A 24,846-nucleotide genomic window follows, 5' to 3' on the forward strand; every position below is an offset into this window, starting at 1 on the left:
TCTACTTTATTTTAACACTAAAGACTGACAAACGGCTGCAACTTGCTGCGTAGCGTCTCTAATAGCTATATTTTTACAATTTTGGCTCATTTCATTAAGCAAATGCCTATTTTGACTTAATGTCACTAAACATTCACTTAATTTATTTGCATTCAACTCTTTTTGCGCAATCAATATTGCTGCATCTGCACTCACTAAGTTCTGTGCATTTTTAGTTTGATGATCATCCACAGCATGTGGCAAAGGAACAAAGATAGCTGGTAGTCCTACAGCCGCAACTTCTGCTACGGTTAAGGCACCTGCTCGACATATAATAAGGTCTGCCCACTGATAGGCTGAAGCCATGTCGCTGATAAATTCTTGTACTTGATAATCAACCTGAGTTTGTTGATAACTAGCAGTTACCGACTCAGCAAAGCCTTTACCTGTTTGATGTAAAATAGACACCTGCTGAGCATCGAAGTTCAGCAAAGCATCAGGAACCGTTTCATTTAAAACACGAGCGCCTAAACTTCCTCCAATCACTAATACTTTTAAAGCTTGCTCTGGCGCAGAAAAGACTTTTTCAGGTAAGTCTAACAACTCTTTTCTGATTGGATTTCCTACTAAAACAGCCTTTTCACCAGAAAATGCACCGCTAAAACCCATTAATACCTTTTTAGAAAAATAAGAAAGAATTCGATTGGTTAATCCAGCCGTTGCATTTTGTTCATGTAACACAACCGGAATGCCCATTGTCCAAGCCGCAATTCCACCGGGTCCACTGGCAAAGCCGCCCATCCCTAATACTAAATCAACCTTGCGTTTTTTTAATACTTTACGAGCTTGAAAGATAGACTTTATAACTTGAAATGGCGCTGCTAATAAGCGTTTAATACCGTTACCTCGCACGCCCACGACGTCGATGAAGTCAATTTCATAGCCATGCTCAGGTACCAGTCTAGCTTCCATTCGTGCAGCAGTGCCTAACCAGCTTACTTGCCACCCTTCATTTTTTAACTTATTAGCCACAGCCAAGCCAGGAAAAACATGTCCTCCAGTGCCTCCGGCCATTACTAATAACGTTTTTGCTTTATTCATTATTTTCCACCACAGGCTTAGTTGCTTTATGAGCAACACTCGGCTTTTTCTTATTATTCTTTCTAGTTATACGCGCTTGCGCTGAATGAATACGCGTTTCAAAATCTATTCTTAACACTAAACCAACCGCTATCGCGATAGTGATCAAACTTGAACCACCATAACTGATTAAAGGTAATGTTAAACCTTTAGTAGGAGCAATACCTGATGCAGCACCTATGTTTACCGCCGTTTGGAAAGCAAACCAAATAGCAATACCAATAGCAACATACCCTGAAAAAATAAGGTTTTTTTCTAAAGCTTTTTTACCGATAGTAAAAGCCTTATAAACCAAAACAAACTCTAAAATAATAACGATGCTTACGCCGATAAAACCCAACTCTTCAGCCAAGATAGCCATGATGAAATCAGTATGCGCTTCTGGCAAGTACTCTAGTTTTTGAACCGAATTACCCAACCCTTCACCAAACCAACCACCACGACCAAAGGCCATTAATGATTGGGTTAGCTGGTAGCTTCGACCAAACGGATCTGACCATGGATCTAAAAAACCAAATACCCTTGCCATACGATAAGGCGACGTCACAATTAGCAAAATAATTACTGACAACAAGGCAACTGCAATACCCACGAAGGAGATCATTCTTGCATTCGCAATAAATAACATGCCCATCATGATCACTACAATTACGACTGTTGATCCTAAGTCTGGCTGTAATAGTAACAACATCGCAAATATCGCTAATACCACTAGAGGCTTGATAAAGCCTTTAATGGTGTCGATCACTTCCTTTTGACGACGTAAAAGGTAGCTAGAGATGAATAAGACAACAGAAAGTTTCGCAAATTCTGACGGTTGAATATTTAACGGACCTAAACGTAACCAACGTAATGAGCCATTTACTTCAGTACCCACAATCAGAACCGCTAATAAACCTAAACCAGAAAGTAATAAAATAATCGGCGTATATTTATGCCAGTGATCGATGGGAATAGACACCACAGCCGCTAAGATAAATAAACAGAGAATAATGTAGATCAGGTGACGCTTTAAGAAACGAAATGGGTCGGCAGATAGCGCAATGCCTTCAGGCATTGAAGCAGAGGCAACAATAATCAAGCCAATTCCCATCAAGGTGAATACTAAAACCAAATAAGAACGGTCGTATGCCCTAGGATGTGTTTCAGATTCCACGGTGAGTGATTGATATATATTGCCCAACTTGGCTAATATTGCAGCAAACATCACTCTGATGCCTCCGTGAGCGCATTTACTAATTGCATAAAGTGTTCACCACGCGCCATAAAATTTTTGTACATATCTAAACTCGCACAGGCAGGCGTTAAAATAGCTAAATCTCCAGATCTTGCCTGTTGTTCAATATGAGCAACCGCATGTGCTAAATCCTCGACAATAACTGCTGCAGGATGTTGCGCAGCAATTAACTCCGCATCCTGACCAAAACAAACAATCTGTCCTTTAATTTCAGTTAATGCACTCGCTAGTTCAGTAAAATCTGCACCTTTACCATCTCCACCTAAAATAACATGTACTTTACCTGAAATAGTTTCAGACAAACCAAGTAATGCCGCTTGAGTGGCACCAATATTGGTGGCTTTAGAGTCATTAATCCAACGAACGCCTCGATGTTCAGCAACAAACTCACACCTATGATTAAGGCCTTTATATGCCTGTAACGCTGCCAACATCAGATCCATAGGCAAAGCAACTTGCTCACCTAGCGCAATGGCTGCTAACGCATTCATCCAATTATGCTTACCGCTTAATTTTATTTCGCTGCAAGGTAATAGAGGTTGCTGGTTTTTAGCTAAAAAAGGCTCGTCCTGTTGCAATACAAGACCAAACTCTGAGTGGTCAAAACCAAAGCTAATTTGCGGTTGCTGTTGCGTAAAAGTAAGAGGGTCATCTCGATTGATTACACACATGTTACTTTGCATATAAATTTTATGCTTTGCATCTATATAAGCTTGGTAACTTGGGTAGCGATCTAAATGGTCTTCACTAATATTTAAAATAGTTGATACATCTGCGTTTAAGGATTCTGTTGTTTCTAGCTGGAAACTCGAAAGCTCTAAGATATAAAGTTGAATATCTGGAGATAATAGATCTAGGGCTGGCACACCAATATTACCGCCAACACCTACATTAACACCAGCATGAGAAGCCATTTCACCCAGTAACGTGGTAACTGTACTCTTACCATTTGACCCAGTAATGGTGACTAATTTAGTATTTTGGTAAGCAGGTGTTGCTAGCTCTCGAGCAAATAGCTCAATATCGCCGACAACTTCAGCACCGGCTTCAATTGCTTTCGCAATCGCTGGCGTAGTAATGGCAATACCAGGGCTAACAACTAATAGATCAAAACTAGCAAGACGTGTTGCGGATAAAGGGCCAATCACCAACTCAGTATTGACATCCAGCTTATCTTTACCTGGAGGAGTAGAGCGAGTATCAAAGACAGTAACATCAATCCCTTTCTTATTGAAAAATGTAACACAAGATAAGCCTGTGACACCTAACCCAATAATAGCAACTCGCTTGCTTGTCATATTAACGTACCTTCAGTGTCACTAGTCCGATTAAGACTAATACAATTGTGATGATCCAAAAGCGCACAATAACACGTGGTTCTGGCCACCCTTTTTTCTCATAATGATGATGAATTGGAGCCATTCTAAAGATACGCTGTTTACGCATTTTATATGAGCCAACTTGTAGAATAACCGAGACAGTTTCTAATACAAAAATACCGCCCATGATAACCAATAAAATCTCTTGTCTCACTAATACTGCAATAACACCTAAAATGGCACCTAATGCCAATGAGCCTACATCGCCCATAAATACTTGTGCAGGGTAAGTGTTGAACCATAAAAAGCCTAAACCAGCTCCGGCAATGGTGCCACAAATGATCACCAGTTCACTAGCCTGTGGAATATAAGGGATAAACAGGTAATGAGAATAATTAACATGACTTGTTAAGTAAGCAACTAATGCAAATGCAGAAGCGACCATCACAGTTGGCATAATAGCTAACCCATCTAAACCATCTGTTAGGTTAACGGCGTTACTACTACCTACCACAGTGAAATAGACCAACGGAATAAATAATAAGCCTAAGTAAGGCATATACTCTTTAAAGAAAGGTACCACTAATGTTAATTGCGCATCGCCTTGTGCCGTAAGGTACAAGACAACACCTAATACTAACGCAGTAACTGATTGCCAAAAGTATTTCCAACGAGCAATCAAACCATCAGGATGCTTACGCACTACTTTTAAGTAGTCATCCATAAACCCAATCGCTCCAAAAGAAACGGTGGTAAACAATACAATCCACACATAAAGGTTATCGAGTCGTGCCCATAACAGTGTACTTAATACAATAGCAGCAAGGATTAACACGCCACCCATGGTTGGTGTACCCGCTTTACTGAAATGAGACTCAGGACCATCATCACGCACAATTTGACCAATTTGTTGGCTTTGTAAGTAACGAATTAATTTAGGCCCGGCCCATAATGAAAATGCCAATGCCGTTAACACAGCTAATACCATTCTCACGGATAAGTATGTTAAAACATTGAAAAAAGTATAATGACTCGAAAGTAACTCTGCTAACCAGACGACCATTTTTTAAAATCCTATTTTGTAAAGCAGCTTAATAGCTGATGATGAAAGCTTACGCACTAAATTTCCCTTTAATGAAAGCCACTATCTCTTCCATCCTTGCACTACGCGAGCCTTTAACAAGCACCACTACTTTCGATTTTTGACCGCTCAAAAAAGCATCAATAGCTAATTCAAGTTGTTGTTTGTCTGAGAAGTGTTCCGCCCCTGCATTTGGAGAGGCAGCATTATACGCATTTGTTGCTAGTTGACTCAAATGTCCAACTGTAAATAATTTATCAATGCCCTGTTGTTGAGCATACTCACCCACGGCACCATGTTCTTGTTCTGCATAATCGCCTAATTCACCCATATCACCACAAATTAACAGACGTAGACCTTGATATTGTGCCAATAAATCAATCCCTGCATTAACCGATGCAGAATTTGCATTATAGGTGTCATCAATCACTGTCAGTTGTTCAGTCACTACAGAACAATTAACACGACCAGCGACTTGTTGTAAGGATTCAAGCCCTTTTTTAATGATTGCCAATGAACAACCTAGAGCCAACGCCATGCTGCTTGCAGCCAATGCATTACTGACATTGTGTAACCCAGGAAGGTTCAACTGGACGGTAATATTTTGTTGGATATTTGCAGAGTTTGGGAAACTTGCTGGATTAATGTTCAATCTGAACTGAGCCTGCCCTAATGGGTTACTATTAATATCAGTAGCAAACACATCTGCAGTTTTAATATTTGGATCTTTTGAAAAGCTAAGATAAGACTGTTGCTGATTGGTTAGTTTGTCGATAAACGGTTGTGCAAACTTAGCATCTAAATTAACGACGGCAGTCCCTGTTCCACTTAAGTTTGACCAAATTTCTGATTTTGCCGTTGCAACGCCTTCGAGAGAACCAAACCCCTCTAAATGCGCAGGCATAATATTATTAACCAAAGCTACATCAGGTTTTGCTAATGCAGAAGTATAAGCAATTTCACCAATATGATTCGCGCCTAATTCGACTACTGCATATTGATGCTGAGTAGATAATCTCAATAAGGTTAATGGTAAACCAATATCGTTATTAAAATTGCCCGCCGTGGCCAGTACAGCGTTTTGATCATCACAATGCGCACTAAGAATCGCACTCAATAACTCTTTACAGGTTGTTTTACCATTACTGCCAGTAATCGCAGCACACTTTAAACCGGTTATTTGCTGTCTGACATAACGCCCTAATAAACCTAATGCAATACGCGTATCGGGAACTTCAATCACTGCATTATTAAAAGAGATCGCAAGTTCACTTGCCTCTTCGACCAGTAATACCGCAGCACCTTGCTCAACTGCGCTTGGCAGCAATTGGTGAGCATCGAAAGACGGCCCTTTTAACGCAATAAACAGATCACCTGCTTGAAGGGTGCGCGTGTCGGTACTGACACTGTTAATAATAACAGAGGCACATTTTGCAGCGCTATGATAACCTTTTCTCAAACGACCATGGGTAGCTTCACATAACTGTTCAATTGTGAGTTCAATCATTATCATTGTCCTGTATTGCTTCTTCGTTTAACAATGTTTGCAGACATTCTCGATCGCTGTAATGCACTTTCTTATCACCAAATATTTGATAATCTTCATGGCCTTTACCTGCTAATAAAACAATGTCATCTGGGTTTGAGTTTGCTAATAAATATTGAATCGCTTGTTGACGATCATGTATTACTAAGGCTTTCTCTGGAGCCGTTAATCCTGCTTTAATATCTTCCACAATTAACTTTGCATCTTCACTTCGTGGATTATCATCAACAATCATCACTAAGTCCGCCACTTGCTCAGCAACATTGGCCATTTGTGGGCGCTTGCCTTTATCTCGGTCACCTCCGCAACCAAATACAGCAATAATACGACCTTGCTGCTTATGATGTTGTAATGCTTGAAGCGCATTATCCAAAGCATCCGGTGTATGAGCATAATCAACGACAAAAGTGACTTGCTGTTTAGGGAAGAAATATTGTTCCATTCTACCTGGTACAACAGTTAGTTTGGCCATCACTTGTTGAATGGCAGCTAACGAGAAACCGTCGGCTAATAATGCACAGCTAACTGCAGCAATATTCAGCACATTAAAATCACCATAAAAGGGTGTGTTAATAACCCCAGAGCCCCAGCTTGACATAAATTCAAAAGCTAATCCCTGCGCTAAGTAGTCTACTTTGGTGACGTTAAAATATTGACGCTCTGTGAAATTAAAGTCGATGTTTAAGCCGTAAGCGATAGCTTCTGGGTATAACATTAACCAATTTCGTCCTACTTGATCATTGGCATTGATAATACGATGTTGTAATGGGAATTTTTCAAATAACGTTTGTTTGGCATCAGCATAAGCTTGCATAGTGCCATGGTAATCGAGGTGATCACGGGTTAAATTGGTAAAAATAGCCGTGTTAAAAGGGACTGCAGCAATACGCCCTTGCACCAAACCATGAGAAGAGACTTCCATGATGGTACGTGTTGCGCCTTGCGTTTGATAACTAGTTAATTCGCGGCAAACTGAAATAGCGTCTAATGTAGTATTTAAACTCGCTTGTAATTGGTTATACAACCCATTACCGATGGTGCCCATTTGTGCACTTTGTTGTCCAAGCAAGGTATAACTATTGGCCAATAAACTGGCAATCGTTGTTTTACCGTTAGTACCAGTAACCGCCGTCACCTTATGTAAATTAGATTGTGGGAAATAATAACGCATAGCAATCGCGCTTATTTTCCGTTGTAGCTGGAAAAGCTGAATAACAGGGACGCCACCTTGGTAACTTAGATAACCATTTTCATCCTGCACTAAAGTTTCAGATAAAACCGCCACCGCACCTGACTGAATTGCATTATTAATAAACTGGCGGCCATCGTTGACTGCGCCTTGTAAGGCAACAAACAAATCACCTTGTTTAACCTCTCTACTGTCTAAGGTCATACCAGAAATAATAGTAGATAATGATGATAGCGAGTCGTCTGGTATTGGTAAGCTTGTTGCCAGCAACCAAGACAGCACACAGCTAGGGTGAGATTGCTGTGTATCCGAGGCCATTACTTAGCCTCCAAATAGGTGTAACTCTCATCTCCACCATCAGGTAATACATGAGTTAATAATAATGTACTTTTCATTACTTCAGAGAAAACAGGCGCAGCGACATCACCGGCATAATAACGGTCGCCTTGCGGCTCATTAATCATCACAGCAATTGAAAAACGTGGGCGAGTGGCTGGTGCTAACCCAGCAAAGACAGCAACGTAATCATCACCGTATCCCCCTGCTTCCGCTTTACGCGAAGTCCCTGTTTTACCTGCAATACGATAACCATCTACTTTCGCTTTAGGTGCCGTACCGCCTTTTTCACTTACGCCTTCCATCATTTCGACTACTTCACGCGCAATGTTTTCCGGGATAACTTGTTCACCAGGCTGTTTTGCACCTTTAATAATGGACAGTGGGTATTGCACACCACCACTACCTAAAATTCCGTAAGCTTTAGCTAATTGTAATGTCGTTGCAGTAATACCATAACCAAAAGACATGGTCGCTAATTCGAAATCAGACCAACGATGACGTATCGGTAAACGGCCAACACTTTCACCGATTAACCCAATACCCGTATCATTACCTAAACCAAAGTCAGCAAAAGTTTGCTGTAACTCTTCAGGCTTTAAACGTAAAGCTAATTTACTGACGCCAATATTACTGGACTTTTTAAGAATCTTACCTAAATGCATTTTACCGTAGTTGTGGCTATCACGTACTCGACGACCACCTAAATTCATCCACCCTGGAGAAGTATCAATGACCTCGTCAACATTAGTTTTATGGTGAATTAGCGCACTTGCAACCACTAAAGGTTTAACCGTTGAGCCAGGCTCAAAGGTATCTGTAATAGCACGATTACGTAATTTATAAGCTTGATATTGATTACGATCATTAGGATTAAATGAAGGATAGTTAGCCATAGCAAAGATTTCACCACTATGAATATCAATGACCACAATCGAACCAGAAGTCGCATTATTCATTTTAACAGCGCGCTTTAACTCACTGTATGCAACGGCTTGGATGCGTTGGTCTATGGTTAATTGCAAGTTACCAGCTAATTTTTTCTCTTTTAGTACTTCGATATCGTCGATAACATTACCTAAACGGTCTTTACGAACACGTCTTTTACCCGTTTGTCCTTCTAGATAATCGTTGTAACTTTTTTCAATACCTTCAATGCCCTGTGCATCGAGATCTGTTAACCCTAGGATATTGGCATTAATTTCGCCGGTAGGGTAAAAACGATGCGATTCTAATTGGCTAGCAATACCAGACAGCTTTAATTGTTTAACATACTGTACAACTGGATCATTGACTTGACGTTTCAAATAAGCAAAACGAGATCTAGGCTTTTGTAAAGTTTTTGCAAGCTCAGCCATTGGGATATCTAGTACTTCAGCTAATGCTGGCCACTTTTTAGATTCGTAAAAGAATTTTTTGGTATGGCGTTCAAGACCCGTTTTAGGATTAACAACAACACTGTTTTCCCACTCGTCTTTAGTAAAAGCGAAATGTTTTTTAACTTCTTTAGGATCCACCCAAATCGCATATGCAGGCACACTGATCGCCAACTCTTCTCCATTACGATCTTCGATATTACCACGATGTGCAACAGAGCTCGTTACACGTAAACTACGTTTGTCAGCTTCATTAGTAAGGTATTCAGGCTCTAAAATTTGGATAAAAGCAAGGCGAGAGATCAATGCAACCGCGATCAAAGAGATAGTCACCGCAACAAAAATATATCTACCCGACGAATAAGTAGGATAGACTTTTTTCTTGCGCGTTTGCGGGCCCGCTTTAGGCCTTGATGTACTGCGTTTTCTATTCATCGAATTTCCACTAATACACTATTTTTTTTAGTTGGCTGCGCCATTGATAATTGGTCACCAGCTACGGAACGGATCCGACTATGCTCATCAAGCGTATGCTCTTCGATCAATAAGTTTCGCCATTCAATCATTAAGTTGTCTTTTTGTTGTGACAGGTATTCTTTTTTTGTCACTAACTCACGTGTTTCGTGTGTAACATAAATATTATATAACGCACTGATTAGTATCATTATTCCAAGTATGACCAAAATAACGTTATGACGTAAATCAGCCAAAATAATTAACAATAAGTTATCACGCGATGCCACCATCTTAGTTTGCCTCTGGCTGTCTAAGTTTTTTAGCAACACGCAACACCGAGCTACGCGATCTCGGGTTTGCTTGAATTTCTGCGGCACTTGGTTTTAACGCCTTCCCTACTGATTTCACGTTTTTACCTACTTGCATTTGTGCATCAGTCAACGGTAAACCTGCTGGATACTCTGGCCCTTTTTCTTGTTTGCGAATAAAGCGTTTTACAATGCGATCTTCCAAGGAATGGAAACTGATCACAGAAAGCTGTCCACCGATCGCTAAAATATCTAACGCGCCATCCAGTACTTTATGAATCTCTTCTAATTCGCTATTAATATAGATGCGTATCCCTTGGAAGCTGCGTGTAGCAGGATGTTTTTTCTTCTCACGCTTTGGACAAAGGCGCTCAATTAACTGTGCTAACTGTAACGTACGGGTAAAAGGAGTTTCTTCACGATCCGCTACAATTGCGCGAGCGATACGGTAAGCAAACTTCTCTTCTCCAAAGGTTTTTAAAGCCCAACCAATATCATCAACATCAGCTTTAGCTAACCAATCCGCAGCGCTAATCCCTGACGTTGGATCCATACGCATATCTAACGGACCGTCACGCATGAAGCTGAAACCACGCTCTGCATCATCTAATTGTGGTGATGACACGCCAAGATCTAATAACACACCGTCAATTTTTCCAGCTAAGCCCATCTCTTTAATGTAATCAGCGATACCAGAAAAAGGACCGTGAACGATATCAAAACGGCTATCTTCTAATTTCAATGCTTCGGCAGTGGCAATCGCACGCGGATCGCGATCGATTGCAATTAATCTTCCGTTTGGCCCTAGCTTGGATAAGATATGTCGAGAATGACCGCCTCGTCCAAAGGTGCCATCAACATAAATACCATCAGGTTTAATCGCTAAACCATCAACAGCTTCATCTAATAATACGGTTATATGCTCACTCATTAGAACGAGAACTCCTTAAGAGAATCACTTAATTCCATGCCTAACGACATATCACTTTGTAGATCTTGCTGTACTTGTTGATGCCACACTTCCTCATCCCAAATTTCAAATTTATTCAATTGGCCTACTAACATTATTTTTTTATCTAATTTTGCATGCTGACGTAATGTCGGAGCGATCAAAGTACGACCACTTTTATCCAATTCACACTCACTAGCGTGCCCTAGAATCAAGCGTTGTATACGTCTTTCCTGTGGGTTGGTACTGGATAAACCGCGTAGTTTATTTTCTATCAATAACCATTCATGTAATGGGTAAAGCAATAAACAGTTTTGTGATTGAAAATCGATGGTGCACACAAATTGACCCTGACAGTTATCCGTCAGCCAATCTCGATACCGAGTTGGAATCGCAATACGTCCTTTTGTATCAAGATTTATTGCATTTGCACCACGCAACATGATTATTCAATTCCATTTTTTGATGGGTAAATGATCCACTTTCTCAGAAAAAGATCCACAAATCGACACTTTTCCCCACTTTTGACCACCCAGTCTAATAAACTCCAATATTATTGCAAGTGATGGATCTTTTAAAATAGTGATATAGATCTCACTTTTATCTGTAATCCATTTTATTTGCATGGTTTATCAGTTAATAAAAATGTGAAATTAACCTCAAAAGGCGACCAATTTATAAGTTGCGTGATATACTCCGCGGCTTATTACAATTTAATCAATAAATACGGAAGGAAATTCCCTTGCAAGACGAACAATTAAAAGCCTTTATTATTAATCAACTTGAAGACATGAAAGCAAAAGAGATCGTAACCATTGATGTTGCAGATATCTCTGATGTGACTGATACATTAATCATCTGTACTGGTACTTCAAAACGCCATGTACGTTCAATTGCAGAGCAAACAGCACTGGCTGCAAAAAATGCTGGCGAAGTACCGTTAGGTGTTGAAGGCATTGAAGGCAGTGAATGGGTACTGATTGATTTGAGTAATGTTGTAGTGCATGTAATGCAAGATGAGACTCGCCAATTCTATCAATTAGAAAAGTTATGGACTGAAACAGCATAATGAAAATTCAGCTAATTGCAGTGGGTACTAAAATGCCTGACTGGGTTGAAAAAGGTTATCTTGAATACGCGCGACGCTTCCCGAAAGAGATGCAACTTGAGTTACTGGAAATTAACGCAGGTAAACGTGGTAAAAATGCAGACATTAAACGCATTTTAAAAAAAGAAGGTGAACTAACCTTAGAAGCGATCCCAAAAGGTAACAAAATTGTCACGCTGGAAGTGACAGGGAAATCGTGGACCACCGAGCAATTAGCGAGTGAAATGACTAAATGGCAGCATGATGGGCGCAACATTAGTTTGTTAATCGGCGGCCCTGAAGGACTCGCTCCAGAATGTATCAAATTATCTGAACAACGCTGGTCACTTTCTGCATTAACATTACCGCATCCCTTAGTTCGTATTATTGTTGCAGAGAGCTTATACCGTGCGTTTACGCTAACTATTAATCATCCTTACCATAGAGAGTAGATGGTGAAAAGAAAACGTAATAGCATCCGTAACCACAGTGCTGAGTCTGCCCTTTTTATGCGCAGAACCATTGTGGTTTTTCTTGGGATCTTACTTGCGGTAGCTGTTTTATTTACTAACTTGTATTACCTGCAAATTAACTCCTTTGATACTTATAAAACTCGCTCCAATGCAAACCGAATCAGCGTTCAAACTGTCCCACCCAATCGTGGTTTAATCTATGATAGAAATGGGGTAATTTTAGCAGAGAACCGCCCTGTATATAGCCTGCAAGTTATTGCTAATAAAGCAAATGACTTAAAAAATGATATTAAACGCTTAACCAAACTCCTCTCCTTAACCGATGATGAAATCGAGAAATTTAACAAAAGTAACCGTTACTCTCGATCTTTTAAAGCGATCACCATACGCGATCAACTGACGCCTGAAGAAGTGGCACTGTTTACGGTTAACCAACATCTTTTTAAAGGCTTTTCGATCCAAGCCAGTTTAAAACGTTATTACCCGTTTGGTAACGCCTTTACCCATGTTTTAGGCTACATTGCCAAAATCAATAACCGTGATTTAGAAAAAATTGAAGCAAAAGGTGAACGAGCACGATACCAAGGTACTCACTACATTGGTAAATTAGGTATTGAAAAATATTACGAGGATATTTTGCATGGTCAACCAGGACAACGCCAAGTAGAGGTTGATAGCTGGGGTAAAGTGATTCGCACTTTAAGCTTTACTGCCCCGACGCCAGGTAAAGATATTAAACTTAATATCGATATTAACTTACAACTTAAAGCGCAAGAGCTATTAGGTGATAACCGTGGTAGCATTATTTTAATGGAAGCCAAAACTGGTGCAATTTTAAGCCTAGTGTCAGCACCAAGTTACGATCCTAACCTGTTTGTTACAGGGATAAGCCAAAAGAAATACCAGGCATTATTAGAATCTCGTGATCGTCCATTAATCAATCGAGCAACTCAGGGACGCTACCCGCCAGCTTCAACGATCAAACCACAAATGGCATTATTAGCCTTAGATGAAAAAGTGATCACTGAAGAAACTAAAATATACGATCCAGGTTGGTGGATTGTACCAAACTCAAAACGCCGTTTTCGTGACTGGAAACGTTGGGGTCATGGTTTAGTTGATGTATTTCATGCTATTGAACAGAGCTGTGATACCTTTTTCTATGATACCTCTTATAAATTAGGAATAGATCGTATAGAACCGTTTATGCGTTTATTTGGTTTTGGTGAATACAGTGGGTTAGATCTTGCTGAAGAGACTAAAGCGATCATGCCATCTCGTGATTGGAAGCGTGAGCGCTTTAATCAACCTTGGTATGACGGTGATACCATCTCTATCGGTATTGGTCAGGGTTACTGGACAGTAACACCAATTCAATTAACCAAAGCGACAGCAATGTTAGCGAGACGTGGTGATAACATTAAACCACATATTTTACAGTCGATCATTTCAGCTGATGAAACAGTCACACCTGAATACGATACCAGTAAAAAAGTAACGCTGGCCAGTGAACGCTACTGGAATATTGCATTAGAAGCGATGCAAGGTGTAACCAGTAAGCGACGTGGTACTGCATATCGTACATTTGGTGATGCGCCTTATACCGTTGCTGGTAAATCAGGTACAGCACAGGTAATTAACATTAAAGAAGATGAAGTTTATGATGCAGACAAAATCAGCGAGCGTCATCGTGATAATGCAATGTTTATTGCCTTTGCACCTTTTGAGTCACCTGAAATTGTTGCGACTGTCGTGCTAGAGAATGCGGGTGGCGGTAGTACCAACGCAGCCCCAATTGCTCGTGCACTGTTTGATGAATACTTTAAAGCACAAGAACAAGTTTCATCTATACCAACCACCTCTCCAACGGATCAGTAAATATGGTTAGTACTCAAGCTCAAAAAAGCATTTTTTACCGTTTACATATCGACCCTTATCTTCTGTTGGGTCTATTTGCCTTAATGAGTATCAGCTTAACTGTATTATATTCGGTGGGTGGTTTGGATATGTTATATCGTCAAGTTACTCGTTTGGCGATAGCCCTTACAGTGATGATTTTTATCGCACAAATACCGCCTGAATGGTATCAACGTTGGACCCCCGCTATCTTCCTAGTCAGTGTTTTATTATTAATTGCAGTATTGGTTATTGGGCATACTGGTAAAGGAGCACAACGTTGGTTAGATTTAGGGTTTACCAAGTTCCAGCCTTCGGAAATAATGAAGCTGATCATGCCATTGATGGTAGCCTATTATGTTAGTCAATTCACCATGCCTACACGCTTTAAACAAGCCTTTATTGCCCTACTAATAGTAGTTATCCCAACTTTGTTAATCGCTAAACAGCCTGACTTAGGCACCTCAATTTTGGTTGCATCTTCCGGTATATTTGTCCTATTTTTATCGGGTGTTTCTTGGATATATATTGGCCTAGCTGTTGCTGCAGTATTAGCTTTTATTCCTATTCTGTGGTTCTTCTTAATGCTCGATTATCAACGAGGGCGTGTATTAACTCTATTAAATCCAGAAGCCGATCCACTGGGTGCGGGTTATCATATTATCCAATCAAAAATCGCAATCGGTTCAGGCGGACTTTGGGGTAAAGGTTGGATGCATGGAACACAATCACAACTAGAATTTTTACCTGAACGCCATACTGATTTTATTTTTTCAGTTTTTTCCGAAGAATTTGGATTTGTTGGTGTCCTACTGTTGTTAAGTATCTATATTTTCCTAATAACACGTGGTTTGATCATTGCGAATCAAGCACAAGATGCTTTTACTAAACTGATCGCAGGTAGTATCACACTAACCTTCTTTGTTTATGTTTTTGTAAATATAGGCATGGTGAGTGGCTTATTACCTGTAGTAGGTGTGCCATTGCCGATAGTTAGCTTTGGTGGTACCTCGATTGTAACTTTACTTGCAGGGTTTGGTATTTTAATGTCCATCCATACGCATAAACGATTTAATATAAAACGGTAGTTATATGATAAAACACCTGGTCACACTCTGTTTCGTCACCCTATTTTTAGCAGCATGTAGTAGTAATGAAACACAAAAATCCGATGATACTTATAATCAAGATACGGCAAATGGTCGATACCAATACAGTCAAGATCATGCACCCACAGAGATCCCACCATTAGATAATGTTGAAGATGCGGTGCCACGTTATGAACCTTACTCACGTGGTGGTAATAAAGATTACACAGTGCGTGGTGTTGATTATGAAGTATGGCGTGATATTACCAAATTGACACAACGTGGCGGGGCCTCTTGGTACGGTAATAAGTTTCATGGGCACTTAACCTCTAACGGCGAACGTTACAATATGTTCTCTATGAGTGCCGCACATAAAAATTTACCATTGCCTAGTTATGTGCAAGTCACTAATTTAGAAAACAATAAACAAATCATTGTACGAGTGAATGACCGAGGTCCTTTCCATGAAGGACGTATCATCGACCTTTCTTATGCGGCTGCGAACAAATTAGACATTATTAAAGCAGGAACTGGACAAGTTGAAATCAAGCTTCTGCATTTCCCTGAAGAAACAGACACTTCAACGCTTTATGAAGAACAAAGTGAAGCAGTGAATGGAAATTATAGTATTCAATACCTAGTAACTTCGAGCCCAGAAAAAGCCGAATTACTTACCCAAAAAGCAACACACAAATATCATGTCATGACTTACTTTGAACAAAAAGGTGATCTGTATTATCTAAGAGTTGGCCCATTAAGTAGCCAAAGTAAAGCAGATAGACTCCTGTCAGAGATTCGTGATGAATATGAAAAAGCCTACATAATCCACACTAAATAACTTAACCGCTAAGTTATCTCACGGCGCTTATTACCTAGAAAAAATCCCAATGTTATCACTCACATTGGGATTTTTTAATATTCTGTATAATGAATAACAAGACCTATTCGCCTGCTATTTTCATCTTCTTAATTAAGATTGAACCCGTTTTTAAACTACTTCTTGGGTCTGTATTAGAGCCAATTGCACTGATATCCATGAACATCTCTTTCAAATTACCTGCAATAGTGATCTCATGCACAGGATAACTGATCACACCATTTTCTACCCAGAAACCTGCCGCACCACGAGAGTAATCTCCGGTTACCATGTTCACACCTTGTCCCATTAATTCAGTCACGTATAAACCAGTCCCCATCTCTTTCAAAATACCCGCTAAATCTAAGCCGTTACTTTTAACAAACCAGTTATGAATACCACCAGCGTGACCAGTGCTTTGTAAGCCCATTTTACGTGCAGCATAACCTGTTAATAAATACGTTTGTAAGAAACCATTATCAATAATATTTCGTTTTACAGTGCGTCCACCTTCGCTATCAAAAGGCGAGCTCGCAATACCTTTAACAATATGCGGGTCTTCAGTGATCGACATCCAATCAGGGAATACTTGAGTATCAATAGAGTCTAATAAGAAAGAAGATTTTTTGTAAAGACTTGCACCACTAATTGCACTCACTAAGTGACCAAATAACCCACTTGCCATTTCCGGACAAAAAACTACAGGGCTTTCTTGTGTTGCAATCTTACGAGCACCTAGGCGATCAACGGTTCGACTTACCGCTTGTTCCGCTACCCATTGTGCAGAATACAGATCATTAATATCACGCGCGCTGGTGTAACTGTAATCACGTTGCATCTCATCGTTTTCCTGTGCAATTAATACACAGCTTAAACTATGACGACTACTCGCATAACTCTCTAAAAAACCATTACTGTTACCGTATACCTGTAAGCTAGTATGGCTGTTCATGCCAGCACCATCGGAGTTAACAATACGTTTGTCAGTATTTAACGCAATATCTTCACATTGTTTTGCTAATGCTAATAATTGGTCGGTATTTTTATCACTTGGATGGTAAAGGTCTAAATCAAGTGGGTGAGTTTCTAACAGTTGTTTATCTAATAAACCTGCATATGGGTCTTGGCTGGTGTACTTCGCAATATCCACAGCTGCTTTTACACTTGCAGCAATCGCTTCCTCACTTAAATCTGCTGTAGAAGCACTCCCTTTACGATGATCAACATAAACGCTAATCCCCATTGCACCATCATGATTAAACTCAATATTCTCAACTTCACCTAAACGAGTGTTAACTGAAATACCAGCACTTTTTCCTAAAGCGACTTCAGCTTGGCTCACCCCTAAATCATTGGCAATATTAAGCGCCGTATTCACGGCTTTCTCTAGCAACTGTTTCTGTTCAATCATGTTCAAGCACCACAAGGTAAATAAATTTAAGATAAGAAATAATAACATGGATTAAGGTAAGCATCTTGTGATGATGTTATGATGCGCATAATTATTTAATCCCTAACGTGATAAACCAAAAGCTATGAATAAAAAAGTTGAAGAAATACTCGAAGAAGAAGAGATCAGTAAGTCGCAAATTAAACGTGAAGCAGAAGCTTTAAAGGATATTGGTCGTCAACTTGTGGCATTAAATGCTAAGCAACTTGCACAAATTCCGGCAAGCGATACCTTAATGGAAGGTATCAAAGTAGCTCATAAAATTGCTAACAAACATGAAGCATTACGCCGACAGTTACAATACATAGGCAAAGTGTTACGTACTGAAGACATGGAAAAAATCACGGCTAAATTAGATATCTTAAATGATAACAACCGTAAACGTACCCATGCAATTGCTCACCTAGAGTTGTTAACAGAACAGATGATTGAACTGGGCGATCCAAAAATCAATGATGCCCTAGAGATGTACCCGCAACTTGAACGTCAAAAGCTACGCCAGTTAGTACGTCAAGCCAATAAAGAGAAGAAATTAGAAAAACCAGCTAAAACAGCCAAAGAGTTATTTGTCTACTTAAAAACTAACTGTTTATAGTGATACCAACTTTACGCCTTAACCAAAAAAGCCAGAATCATCATTATTCTGGCTTTTTTATAGGTATATTTTATAGATACTGTTTAATTCGTTCCGCCTACGGTTAATTGATCAATTTTCAATGATGGTTGACCCACTCCCACTGGCAAGCTCTGCCCTTCTTTACCACAAACACCTACGCCTGGGTCTAAACACATATTATTCGCAACCATTGAGATTTTCTGCATTGCATCAAAGCCATTACCAATTAAGGTAGCACCTTTAATTGGCGCGGTAATTTTACCATCTTCAATCAAGTAAGCTTCAGAGGCTGAGAACACAAATTTACCCGAGGTAATATCCACTTGACCACCACCAAAATTAGGTGCGTAGATACCTTTTTTAACACTTTCGATTAACTCTTCATGTTGGTATTCACCATTTAACATAAAGGTATTAGTCATACGTGGCATTGGTAAATGAGCATAAGATTCACGACGTCCGTTTCCGGTTGGGTCGACTCCCATTAAACGCGCATTTAATTTATCCTGCATGTACCCTTTTAAAATACCATTTTCGATCAATACATTACGTTGACCTTTAGTCCCTTCATCATCGATATTAACCGAACCACGGCGGTCTGCAATACTACCATCATCAATAACCGTACAGTGTTTAGAAGCAACCTGTTGACCGATTTTACCTGAAAATGCCGAAGACCCCTTACGATTGAAGTCACCTTCTAACCCATGCCCCACTGCTTCATGCAATAGTACACCAGGCCAACCAGCACCTACAATCACAGGCATTGCTCCAGCAGGTGCCGCAATCGCTTCAATATTGATTAATGCTTGTCGTACAGCCTGGCGAGCATAACCAAACGCTTTTAATTCACCTTCTTGCGTATCAGTGAAGTAGTCAAGGTCAAATCGACCACCACCACCAGCGCTGCCACGTTCACGTTTACCGTTCTTTTCAATTAACACAGAGCAACTAAAGCGAATTAAAGGACGCACATCCGATGCTAAAGTACCATCGTTGGCCGCGACTAAGATCTCTTCGTAAACAGCATTTAATGACACTGTTACTTCAGTCACTGCAGGATCTAAAGCACGCGCAAAACTATCAACTTGCTTTAGCAGTTCGATCTTTTTATCACGACTCATGCTTTGTAAAGGGTCAGCAGAACCATAATAAAGCGGCTGTGCCGATGGCATAATCAACTTAACGCTTTTTTCTTGACCTGAGTTAGCAATACTTTTCGCAGCATTTGCAGCTTCAGCAATAGCACTTTTAGAAATATGATCAGAATAAGCAAAGCCAGTTTTTTCACCAGAAACAGCACGGATACCGACCCCTTTCTCAATGTTATAACTGCCTTCTTTAACAATACCGTCTTCTAATAACCAAGACTCATGTCGGCTGGCTTGAAAATAAAAATCTGCGTAATCAATTTGTGCTCCCGATATCTGACTAAGCTGTGATTCGAGATCACTAATTTGCATCTCCGCAGGGGCTAAAAAATTGTTTACGACTTGTTCAAAAGACATTAAAGATCCTTATTTATAAATACTATTAAATCGATTGTGTTGCTGTACCGGCATTTTCTTTCTAATTTGATTAACATCTTGTAATGAAAAATCCGCTTGTACCGAGCCATTGCCAGTTGTTAATTGCGCAACAAGCATTCCCCAAGCATCTACAATCATTGAGTGTCCATAGGTATAACGGGTTGCATGCTCTGGCTGATGTACAAAGTGCACTCCACCTTGGTTAGCCGCTAGCATATAACATTGTGTTTCTATGGCACGTGCTTGTAATAACGCTTGCCAATGCGCTTCTCCCGTCACTTGGGTAAAGGCCGCAGGTAAGATAATAATCTCAGCACCCTGTTCTCTGAGCTGCTGGAATAATCCTGGAAAACGTAAATCATAACATATTGCTAAACCAACTTTAGCAAAACCACAATCCACGACCTTAACCTGCTCCCCAGGAATAAAGGTATCCGATTCTCTGTAAGCGCCCTGTGCATCTTCTACATCCGCGTCAAACAAATGTATCTTATGATAATGCTCTAGTAGCAGGCCCTGTGGAGAATACACTAAGCAGGTGGTGTAAATTTTATCTTGTTGCTCGCTTTTAATCGGGAAACTGCCGCAAATCAAGGTGCATGAATAGGTTTTAGCCAATTCAGATAAACGGTGTTGCACATTACCATCACCTAGCGTTTCAGCTTTTAATAAATAATTATCTCGGCTACCAAAGCATAATGCGTTTTCAGGTAATAAAACTAAGTGATTCACTCCCGAATCTAAATTTAACGCATCAAGTTGTTCTATTACTTGCTCAAAATTATGTTCAATGCAGTCACTGCTAATAATTTGAACCGCGGTTAACTTGCAAGCTTGACTATCATTACTCATCTCATTACTCCTTAACAGAGCTGCTGTTAGTTGTATTGTTAGCTTGGTTATCTTCTAATTTTTCTAATACTTCACTATTTTGTAATTTAACTGAGCCTTTTAATCTATCTTCAATGGTTATTTTAGGGTCAGAAATAGGTCCTTTAGCTGAAAAATCAACACGAACAATAGTATCGACTACAGGCTCCAAAATTTTAGTCAACATCAATACTGCTGCACCGGTTAATGGGTTAATAGCAAAGGCAGCTAACACCGGTAAACTAGAAGTCACTGCCGGGCTATAACTGAAACGATAATTAACATTCAGGTTAGGTAAATCAATTAAACCCGTTCCCGAAATTTTACCCGCAGAGCCATCTAAGAAGTAATCATCATTTTTAAAAATACCATTAGTGATGGTAGCCGATAACGACATGGTATCGAACCCTAAACCTTTAGAGAATACATTGTCGAATTCAATATTTAGACTGCGACGAATCGCATCCAAACTTAAAAAGCTTAGTAGTCGAGCGCCTTTATCATCCACTTCCGTGATTTGGCCATCTTCAACATCCACGGTCAAATCACCATTCAACGAATCAAAGTTAAATTGCCATGGTGCACCAACCCAGTTTAAAGCGCCATTCACTTCACTTTCTTGGTAATTCATTGGGCTTTTATAACCTAAACGGCGCACAATATTTGTTTGGCTACTGCCCTTGGCATCAAAAATAATATTAGTGCGGCGTTGATCCCATACTCCTGAAATATTAGTCGCTTGTTGCTCTTCCCCGAGTTGTACATAATCGATGTTGTAACGGGACTTACTTGGGAATACATGTGCTTTCAATGGAGAGAAGGACATTTGATTATAAATACACACGACGCACTCTAAAAACACCTCAGGGTAGTCTAGGCGTAAGTTATCGCTAGGTTCAACTAAAGTTGCTGACTCTTGTTGTACAAAAGAATCTTTTAATGCATCCATATCTAAAGATTGAAAGTTCATCTTTTGAATATTGATATCATATCGATCAGGGACGCCTTTACGGTACTCCAAATTTGCTAATAGATCATCGCCTTTAACATTAATGGCAAGCTTCTTACCCGACTGTTGTAAATCCGTAGACAAGTTAACAATAGGCTGTTCGAATAATTCAGCATGCTTAACATCTAGATAAAGATGATCGAGATTAAATAATGTATTACTATCATCTGTACCTTGCTTAGCTTGTAAGTGTTCTTTAATTACACTAACCCAAGGCGTTAGGTTCACTCGAGATTCATTAATACGAACGATTTGCTTACTTTTATCAATAGGTAAATTTAAGTCATTACCTAAGCCGAGATAAAAGTATTTAAGCTTTGTTTGTTGGTCTGGGTAATACAATTCACCCGCTGATTTTAATTTATTTGAAATTAACGCATCCCAACGAATACCATCTGCATCACCGTTGACGTTAACTTTAGTCGGCCAAGACTGCAGCGCATTTTTATTGTAAGGTGCAGGCAGGTTAATTTTAGTGCCCTGTAGAGGAGATGTAAGGTAAACACCAAATTTATACTTATCTTGCTGTTGACTGAAATTAACTTGGCCTTGCCAATCTAAATTACCACTTAGTTGTAAAGGCAGCAATGAGGGTTGTTCACGGCTTAATTTACTCATGTCCCATTGACCAAATAAACTGACCAATAATTGATATTTACTGTCATTTTCATTACTAGAAAATGAAAAATTGACCGGTTGATCAAATAATTTTGCTGTTAACCCATCACCTGTAAAATTCTCATCAGTAAAACTAAAGCTACCCTGCGTATTTTCTAGTAACAGATTTGTTTCATCACTAAGCTTAATATTGACATCATTGCCATCAAGGTTAAATTGACCTTTAACTTGTGTTTGACCGTTATCTGTAGAAAATGGAATATTTAACGTTAACTTACCTTGTAAGTTATCCTGAATCTGTAAGGTATCGGCGACTTGCGTTAGGCTATCTTTAATCGGTGATTTAAGCAGGTACTGCATAATAGAGTCTGCTTTTTGGTCGATATCGGCTTCAATATTTATACCGCCATTACTAGACAGAGTAGCAATCTTAGCTGACAATTTATCAACCTTCATGCTGCCCAGTTTAGCTTTCTCACTTTCCATCAGTAATGAGTCATTTTCAAATAACAAGTCTAGATCTAAATCATACAAACCTTGCCATTCTTCAAAAAAATCATACTGGGCATTTTTGATTGGGATAAAAGCTTGGAAAATACCCTCTTGTTGTTTAAATGGGTATGCATTTAAAGGGCCATTCCACAACACTTTCGCACCATCTGCAGAGCCTTGTTGAATCGCTGACTGTAAATAACTGAAGACATCTTTACCCATTGCTTTCACTGGAAAGTAATGTTGAGCCTTACTTGCATCATTTAAAGAGGCGTAAGAATAAAGGCGTAAATAAGGGCTGGATGCTTGTTCATTTTCAGTTGTATTAGGATCACTTGGAGATACTAAATCATCACTGTTATTTGGTAAAAAAAGTGAAAATTGCGTGGTGCTTTTCAAGTCATCAGTATCAAGAAGAAATTGATTGCTGGCTAAAGTGACGCCAGTGGAATTAACTTTCCAATGCAGGTCAATATCAGCTTTTTGTAAAGGCATTGAACGATTAAATTGTCCATCAAAAGTAATACGTTGTGGATCAAGTAGAATCGATGCATGACCACTATCTTGGTCAGCAGTCACCTTAATATTCGCATTGCTCACCCCAGGGATTATATCGTGAGCTTGATTACTAAAATCATCAATATGTGCACTCACCGTCATTTGCCCAATGGGGTTAAAATGCATATCCAATTTACTCAATTTACCGCCTAACTCTAAATCAGCAACATAGTTAATCTGCTGTTCAGAAAGGGATGAAAATAATAAACCAAAGGGAGTAATCGCATTAATATTAATCCCCTTAAGATCAAACTGACCAAAACGACCAATATCACCATGACCTGCAATATTCACATCATTTAACGGTGTATAGTTATGGGTAATATTTAAATCATAACTATCAAACAACCAATGCTGGTCGTCATAGCTAAACTGAAATAAACCATCATTAATTTGCCAACTTTCAGATTCACCTAACAATGTCCAAGCGATTTCGGAGTTGTCCCAGTGCAATTGCATATTCTTAAAACCATTAACATCAAAATCACTCCATAAACGAAACGACACAACGGCAGAAGTAAGGTCGGCTAACGGGTTAATCTGTGGTTTTAAATACTCAGTGGCATTAAGGTTCTCTGCTTGAGCATACAAGCGCCCTACTAAGTTATCAGGAGTGCCTTCAGCATCACCAGTAACATCAATAATAAACTCTAGAGTATTCTCACCTAGCGTATTAGGCAATGACGCTTTACCAACACCTTGATGTTGCTGACCGTCATTTAACCAGCTCAAATCCTGGATTAGAATAGTTTTTTGGTTATAGAGGTGGTCAGTAAAACGAATACGACTTTCGGTAATAGAAAAAGAGCTTAATCGGAGTAGCAGGATATTTTTCAAAGAGGCTAAGGTGCCCTGAGATCCAGCTTCATCAGACTCGGAAGTTGATAACTGACCAATGCGTTCGACATCTAACGCCGATTTAAGCAATAAATCAGCACCCTTGATCGAGATATCATTAAAGATCAGCTGTTGCTTTTGTAAACTTTCTAAAAAATCTAAATGTAAAAATAGGTTATTAATTTTTAATTCGAAGGGTAAAACATCGGTTTCAGTGAAGGTGACATTATTTAAGGTCAGCACTAGACCGGAGAAGTCGATCCCTGCTGAAACTTTATCGGCATCGACATTAATATCGTGCTCTGCAGCAACCCACTCAACAAGTTGTGCTTTATAGTCTTCGACTCCATTAATTGCAAAACGGGCAGCGGTTAATAATACCGCTAAGACAATTAAAGTCACCACCAGCAAGACTATCAAGCATTTTAAACATCTTAATGTAAAATGTTTCAAAAATGAGAACCCATTTACCATCCTTTTACTGTATAACAAGTGGCGGTCAAGCCAGTAGTGACGCACTATTATTAACGATTAAGCTAGCTATCAATCTT

21 protein-coding genes are annotated in these 24,846 nt (G+C 39.5%); 6 read left to right on the top strand and 15 right to left on the bottom strand.

The features are described 5' to 3' along the window. Positions 1-6: 6 nt before the first annotated feature. Genes murG through AC0L3W_RS08145 form a run of 11 tightly spaced genes read right to left on the bottom strand, consistent with a single transcriptional unit; the run spans position 7 to position 11,542 of the window. The gene (murG, locus tag AC0L3W_RS08095) at positions 7-1,083 is read right to left on the bottom strand and encodes an undecaprenyldiphospho-muramoylpentapeptide beta-N-acetylglucosaminyltransferase (protein WP_409440412.1); all 1,077 of its coding nucleotides are present in this window, start codon (positions 1,081-1,083) and stop codon (positions 7-9) included. Continuing rightward, the gene (gene ftsW, locus AC0L3W_RS08100; RefSeq protein ID WP_290039771.1) at positions 1,073-2,326 is read right to left on the bottom strand and encodes a putative lipid II flippase FtsW; all 1,254 of its coding nucleotides are present in this window, start codon (positions 2,324-2,326) and stop codon (positions 1,073-1,075) included. The genes murG and ftsW overlap by 11 nt, the downstream gene beginning before the upstream one ends. Beyond that, positions 2,326-3,654, bottom strand: coding sequence for a UDP-N-acetylmuramoyl-L-alanine--D-glutamate ligase (gene murD, locus AC0L3W_RS08105; protein WP_409439211.1), 1,329 nt, complete (start codon positions 3,652-3,654; stop codon positions 2,326-2,328). Before murD ends, ftsW begins: the two co-directional genes overlap by 1 nt. 1 nt (position 3,655) lies before the next feature. Continuing rightward, positions 3,656-4,738, bottom strand: coding sequence for a phospho-N-acetylmuramoyl-pentapeptide-transferase (mraY, locus tag AC0L3W_RS08110; RefSeq protein WP_290039773.1), 1,083 nt, complete (start codon positions 4,736-4,738; stop codon positions 3,656-3,658). A 49-nt stretch (positions 4,739-4,787) separates the two neighbouring features. After that, positions 4,788-6,263 (bottom strand): UDP-N-acetylmuramoyl-tripeptide--D-alanyl-D-alanine ligase, encoded by a 1,476-nt coding sequence (locus tag AC0L3W_RS08115; protein ID WP_409439210.1) that lies wholly within the window; start codon positions 6,261-6,263, stop codon positions 4,788-4,790. Then, complete coding sequence (gene murE / locus AC0L3W_RS08120) at positions 6,256-7,809, bottom strand: UDP-N-acetylmuramoyl-L-alanyl-D-glutamate--2,6-diaminopimelate ligase (protein WP_409439209.1); 1,554 nt, start codon at positions 7,807-7,809, stop codon at positions 6,256-6,258. The genes AC0L3W_RS08115 and murE overlap by 8 nt, the downstream gene beginning before the upstream one ends. Continuing rightward, positions 7,809-9,638: a peptidoglycan D,D-transpeptidase FtsI family protein gene (locus AC0L3W_RS08125; RefSeq protein WP_290039776.1), complete on the bottom strand. Its 1,830-nt coding sequence runs from the start codon at positions 9,636-9,638 to the stop codon at positions 7,809-7,811. The genes murE and AC0L3W_RS08125 overlap by 1 nt, the downstream gene beginning before the upstream one ends. Continuing rightward, positions 9,635-9,949: a cell division protein FtsL gene (gene ftsL / locus AC0L3W_RS08130; protein WP_290039777.1), complete on the bottom strand. Its 315-nt coding sequence runs from the start codon at positions 9,947-9,949 to the stop codon at positions 9,635-9,637. The genes AC0L3W_RS08125 and ftsL overlap by 4 nt, the downstream gene beginning before the upstream one ends. Before the next feature lies 1 nt (position 9,950). Next, entirely contained in the window at positions 9,951-10,898 is a 948-nt protein-coding gene (gene rsmH / locus AC0L3W_RS08135) for a 16S rRNA (cytosine(1402)-N(4))-methyltransferase RsmH (RefSeq protein ID WP_290039778.1), read from the bottom strand. Next, positions 10,898-11,359 (bottom strand): division/cell wall cluster transcriptional repressor MraZ, encoded by a 462-nt coding sequence (gene mraZ, locus AC0L3W_RS08140; protein ID WP_290039779.1) that lies wholly within the window; start codon positions 11,357-11,359, stop codon positions 10,898-10,900. Before mraZ ends, rsmH begins: the two co-directional genes overlap by 1 nt. A 6-nt stretch (positions 11,360-11,365) precedes the next feature. Further along, positions 11,366-11,542 (bottom strand): hypothetical protein, encoded by a 177-nt coding sequence (locus tag AC0L3W_RS08145; protein ID WP_290039780.1) that lies wholly within the window; start codon positions 11,540-11,542, stop codon positions 11,366-11,368. Between the two features lie 116 nt (positions 11,543-11,658). On the opposite strand from AC0L3W_RS08145, the gene rsfS reads away from it, so the two are divergent. The 5 genes from rsfS to AC0L3W_RS08170 are packed head-to-tail and all read left to right on the top strand — an operon-like array spanning position 11,659 to position 16,298. Further along, positions 11,659-11,985: a ribosome silencing factor gene (rsfS, locus tag AC0L3W_RS08150; protein WP_290039781.1), complete on the top strand. Its 327-nt coding sequence runs from the start codon at positions 11,659-11,661 to the stop codon at positions 11,983-11,985. Then, positions 11,985-12,455: a 23S rRNA (pseudouridine(1915)-N(3))-methyltransferase RlmH gene (rlmH, locus tag AC0L3W_RS08155; protein WP_290039782.1), complete on the top strand. Its 471-nt coding sequence runs from the start codon at positions 11,985-11,987 to the stop codon at positions 12,453-12,455. Before rsfS ends, rlmH begins: the two co-directional genes overlap by 1 nt. Further along, positions 12,456-14,354, top strand: a complete 1,899-nt coding sequence (mrdA, locus tag AC0L3W_RS08160) for a penicillin-binding protein 2 (protein ID WP_409439208.1) — start codon at positions 12,456-12,458, stop codon at positions 14,352-14,354. It begins immediately after the preceding gene. Positions 14,355-14,356: 2 nt separating this feature from the next. Beyond that, positions 14,357-15,460: a rod shape-determining protein RodA gene (rodA, locus tag AC0L3W_RS08165; RefSeq protein ID WP_290039784.1), complete on the top strand. Its 1,104-nt coding sequence runs from the start codon at positions 14,357-14,359 to the stop codon at positions 15,458-15,460. Between the two features lie 4 nt (positions 15,461-15,464). Further along, positions 15,465-16,298 (top strand): septal ring lytic transglycosylase RlpA family protein, encoded by an 834-nt coding sequence (locus tag AC0L3W_RS08170; protein WP_409439207.1) that lies wholly within the window; start codon positions 15,465-15,467, stop codon positions 16,296-16,298. 103 nt (positions 16,299-16,401) lie between these two features. Here AC0L3W_RS08170 and pmbA read toward each other — a convergent pair whose 3' ends face one another. Continuing rightward, positions 16,402-17,727 carry a metalloprotease PmbA gene (pmbA, locus tag AC0L3W_RS08175; RefSeq protein ID WP_409439206.1) on the bottom strand — a complete coding sequence of 442 codons (1,326 nt, stop codon included), beginning with the start codon at positions 17,725-17,727 and terminating at the stop codon, positions 16,402-16,404. 124 nt (positions 17,728-17,851) lie between these two features. On the opposite strand from pmbA, the gene yjgA reads away from it, so the two are divergent. After that, positions 17,852-18,361 carry a ribosome biogenesis factor YjgA gene (yjgA, locus tag AC0L3W_RS08180; RefSeq protein WP_290039787.1) on the top strand — a complete coding sequence of 170 codons (510 nt, stop codon included), beginning with the start codon at positions 17,852-17,854 and terminating at the stop codon, positions 18,359-18,361. Between the two features lie 83 nt (positions 18,362-18,444). On the opposite strand, the gene tldD is transcribed toward yjgA, so the two are convergent. The 3 genes from tldD to AC0L3W_RS08195 are packed head-to-tail and all read right to left on the bottom strand — an operon-like array spanning position 18,445 to position 24,748. Beyond that, positions 18,445-19,890, bottom strand: a complete 1,446-nt coding sequence (gene tldD, locus AC0L3W_RS08185) for a metalloprotease TldD (RefSeq protein ID WP_409439205.1) — start codon at positions 19,888-19,890, stop codon at positions 18,445-18,447. Between the two features lie 9 nt (positions 19,891-19,899). Further along, positions 19,900-20,763: a carbon-nitrogen hydrolase family protein gene (locus AC0L3W_RS08190; protein WP_290039789.1), complete on the bottom strand. Its 864-nt coding sequence runs from the start codon at positions 20,761-20,763 to the stop codon at positions 19,900-19,902. Between the two features lie 4 nt (positions 20,764-20,767). Then, entirely contained in the window at positions 20,768-24,748 is a 3,981-nt protein-coding gene (locus tag AC0L3W_RS08195) for a YhdP family protein (protein WP_409439204.1), read from the bottom strand. Positions 24,749-24,846 lie beyond the last annotated feature (98 nt).

Source organism: Psychromonas sp. KJ10-5 (assembly GCF_055808325.1).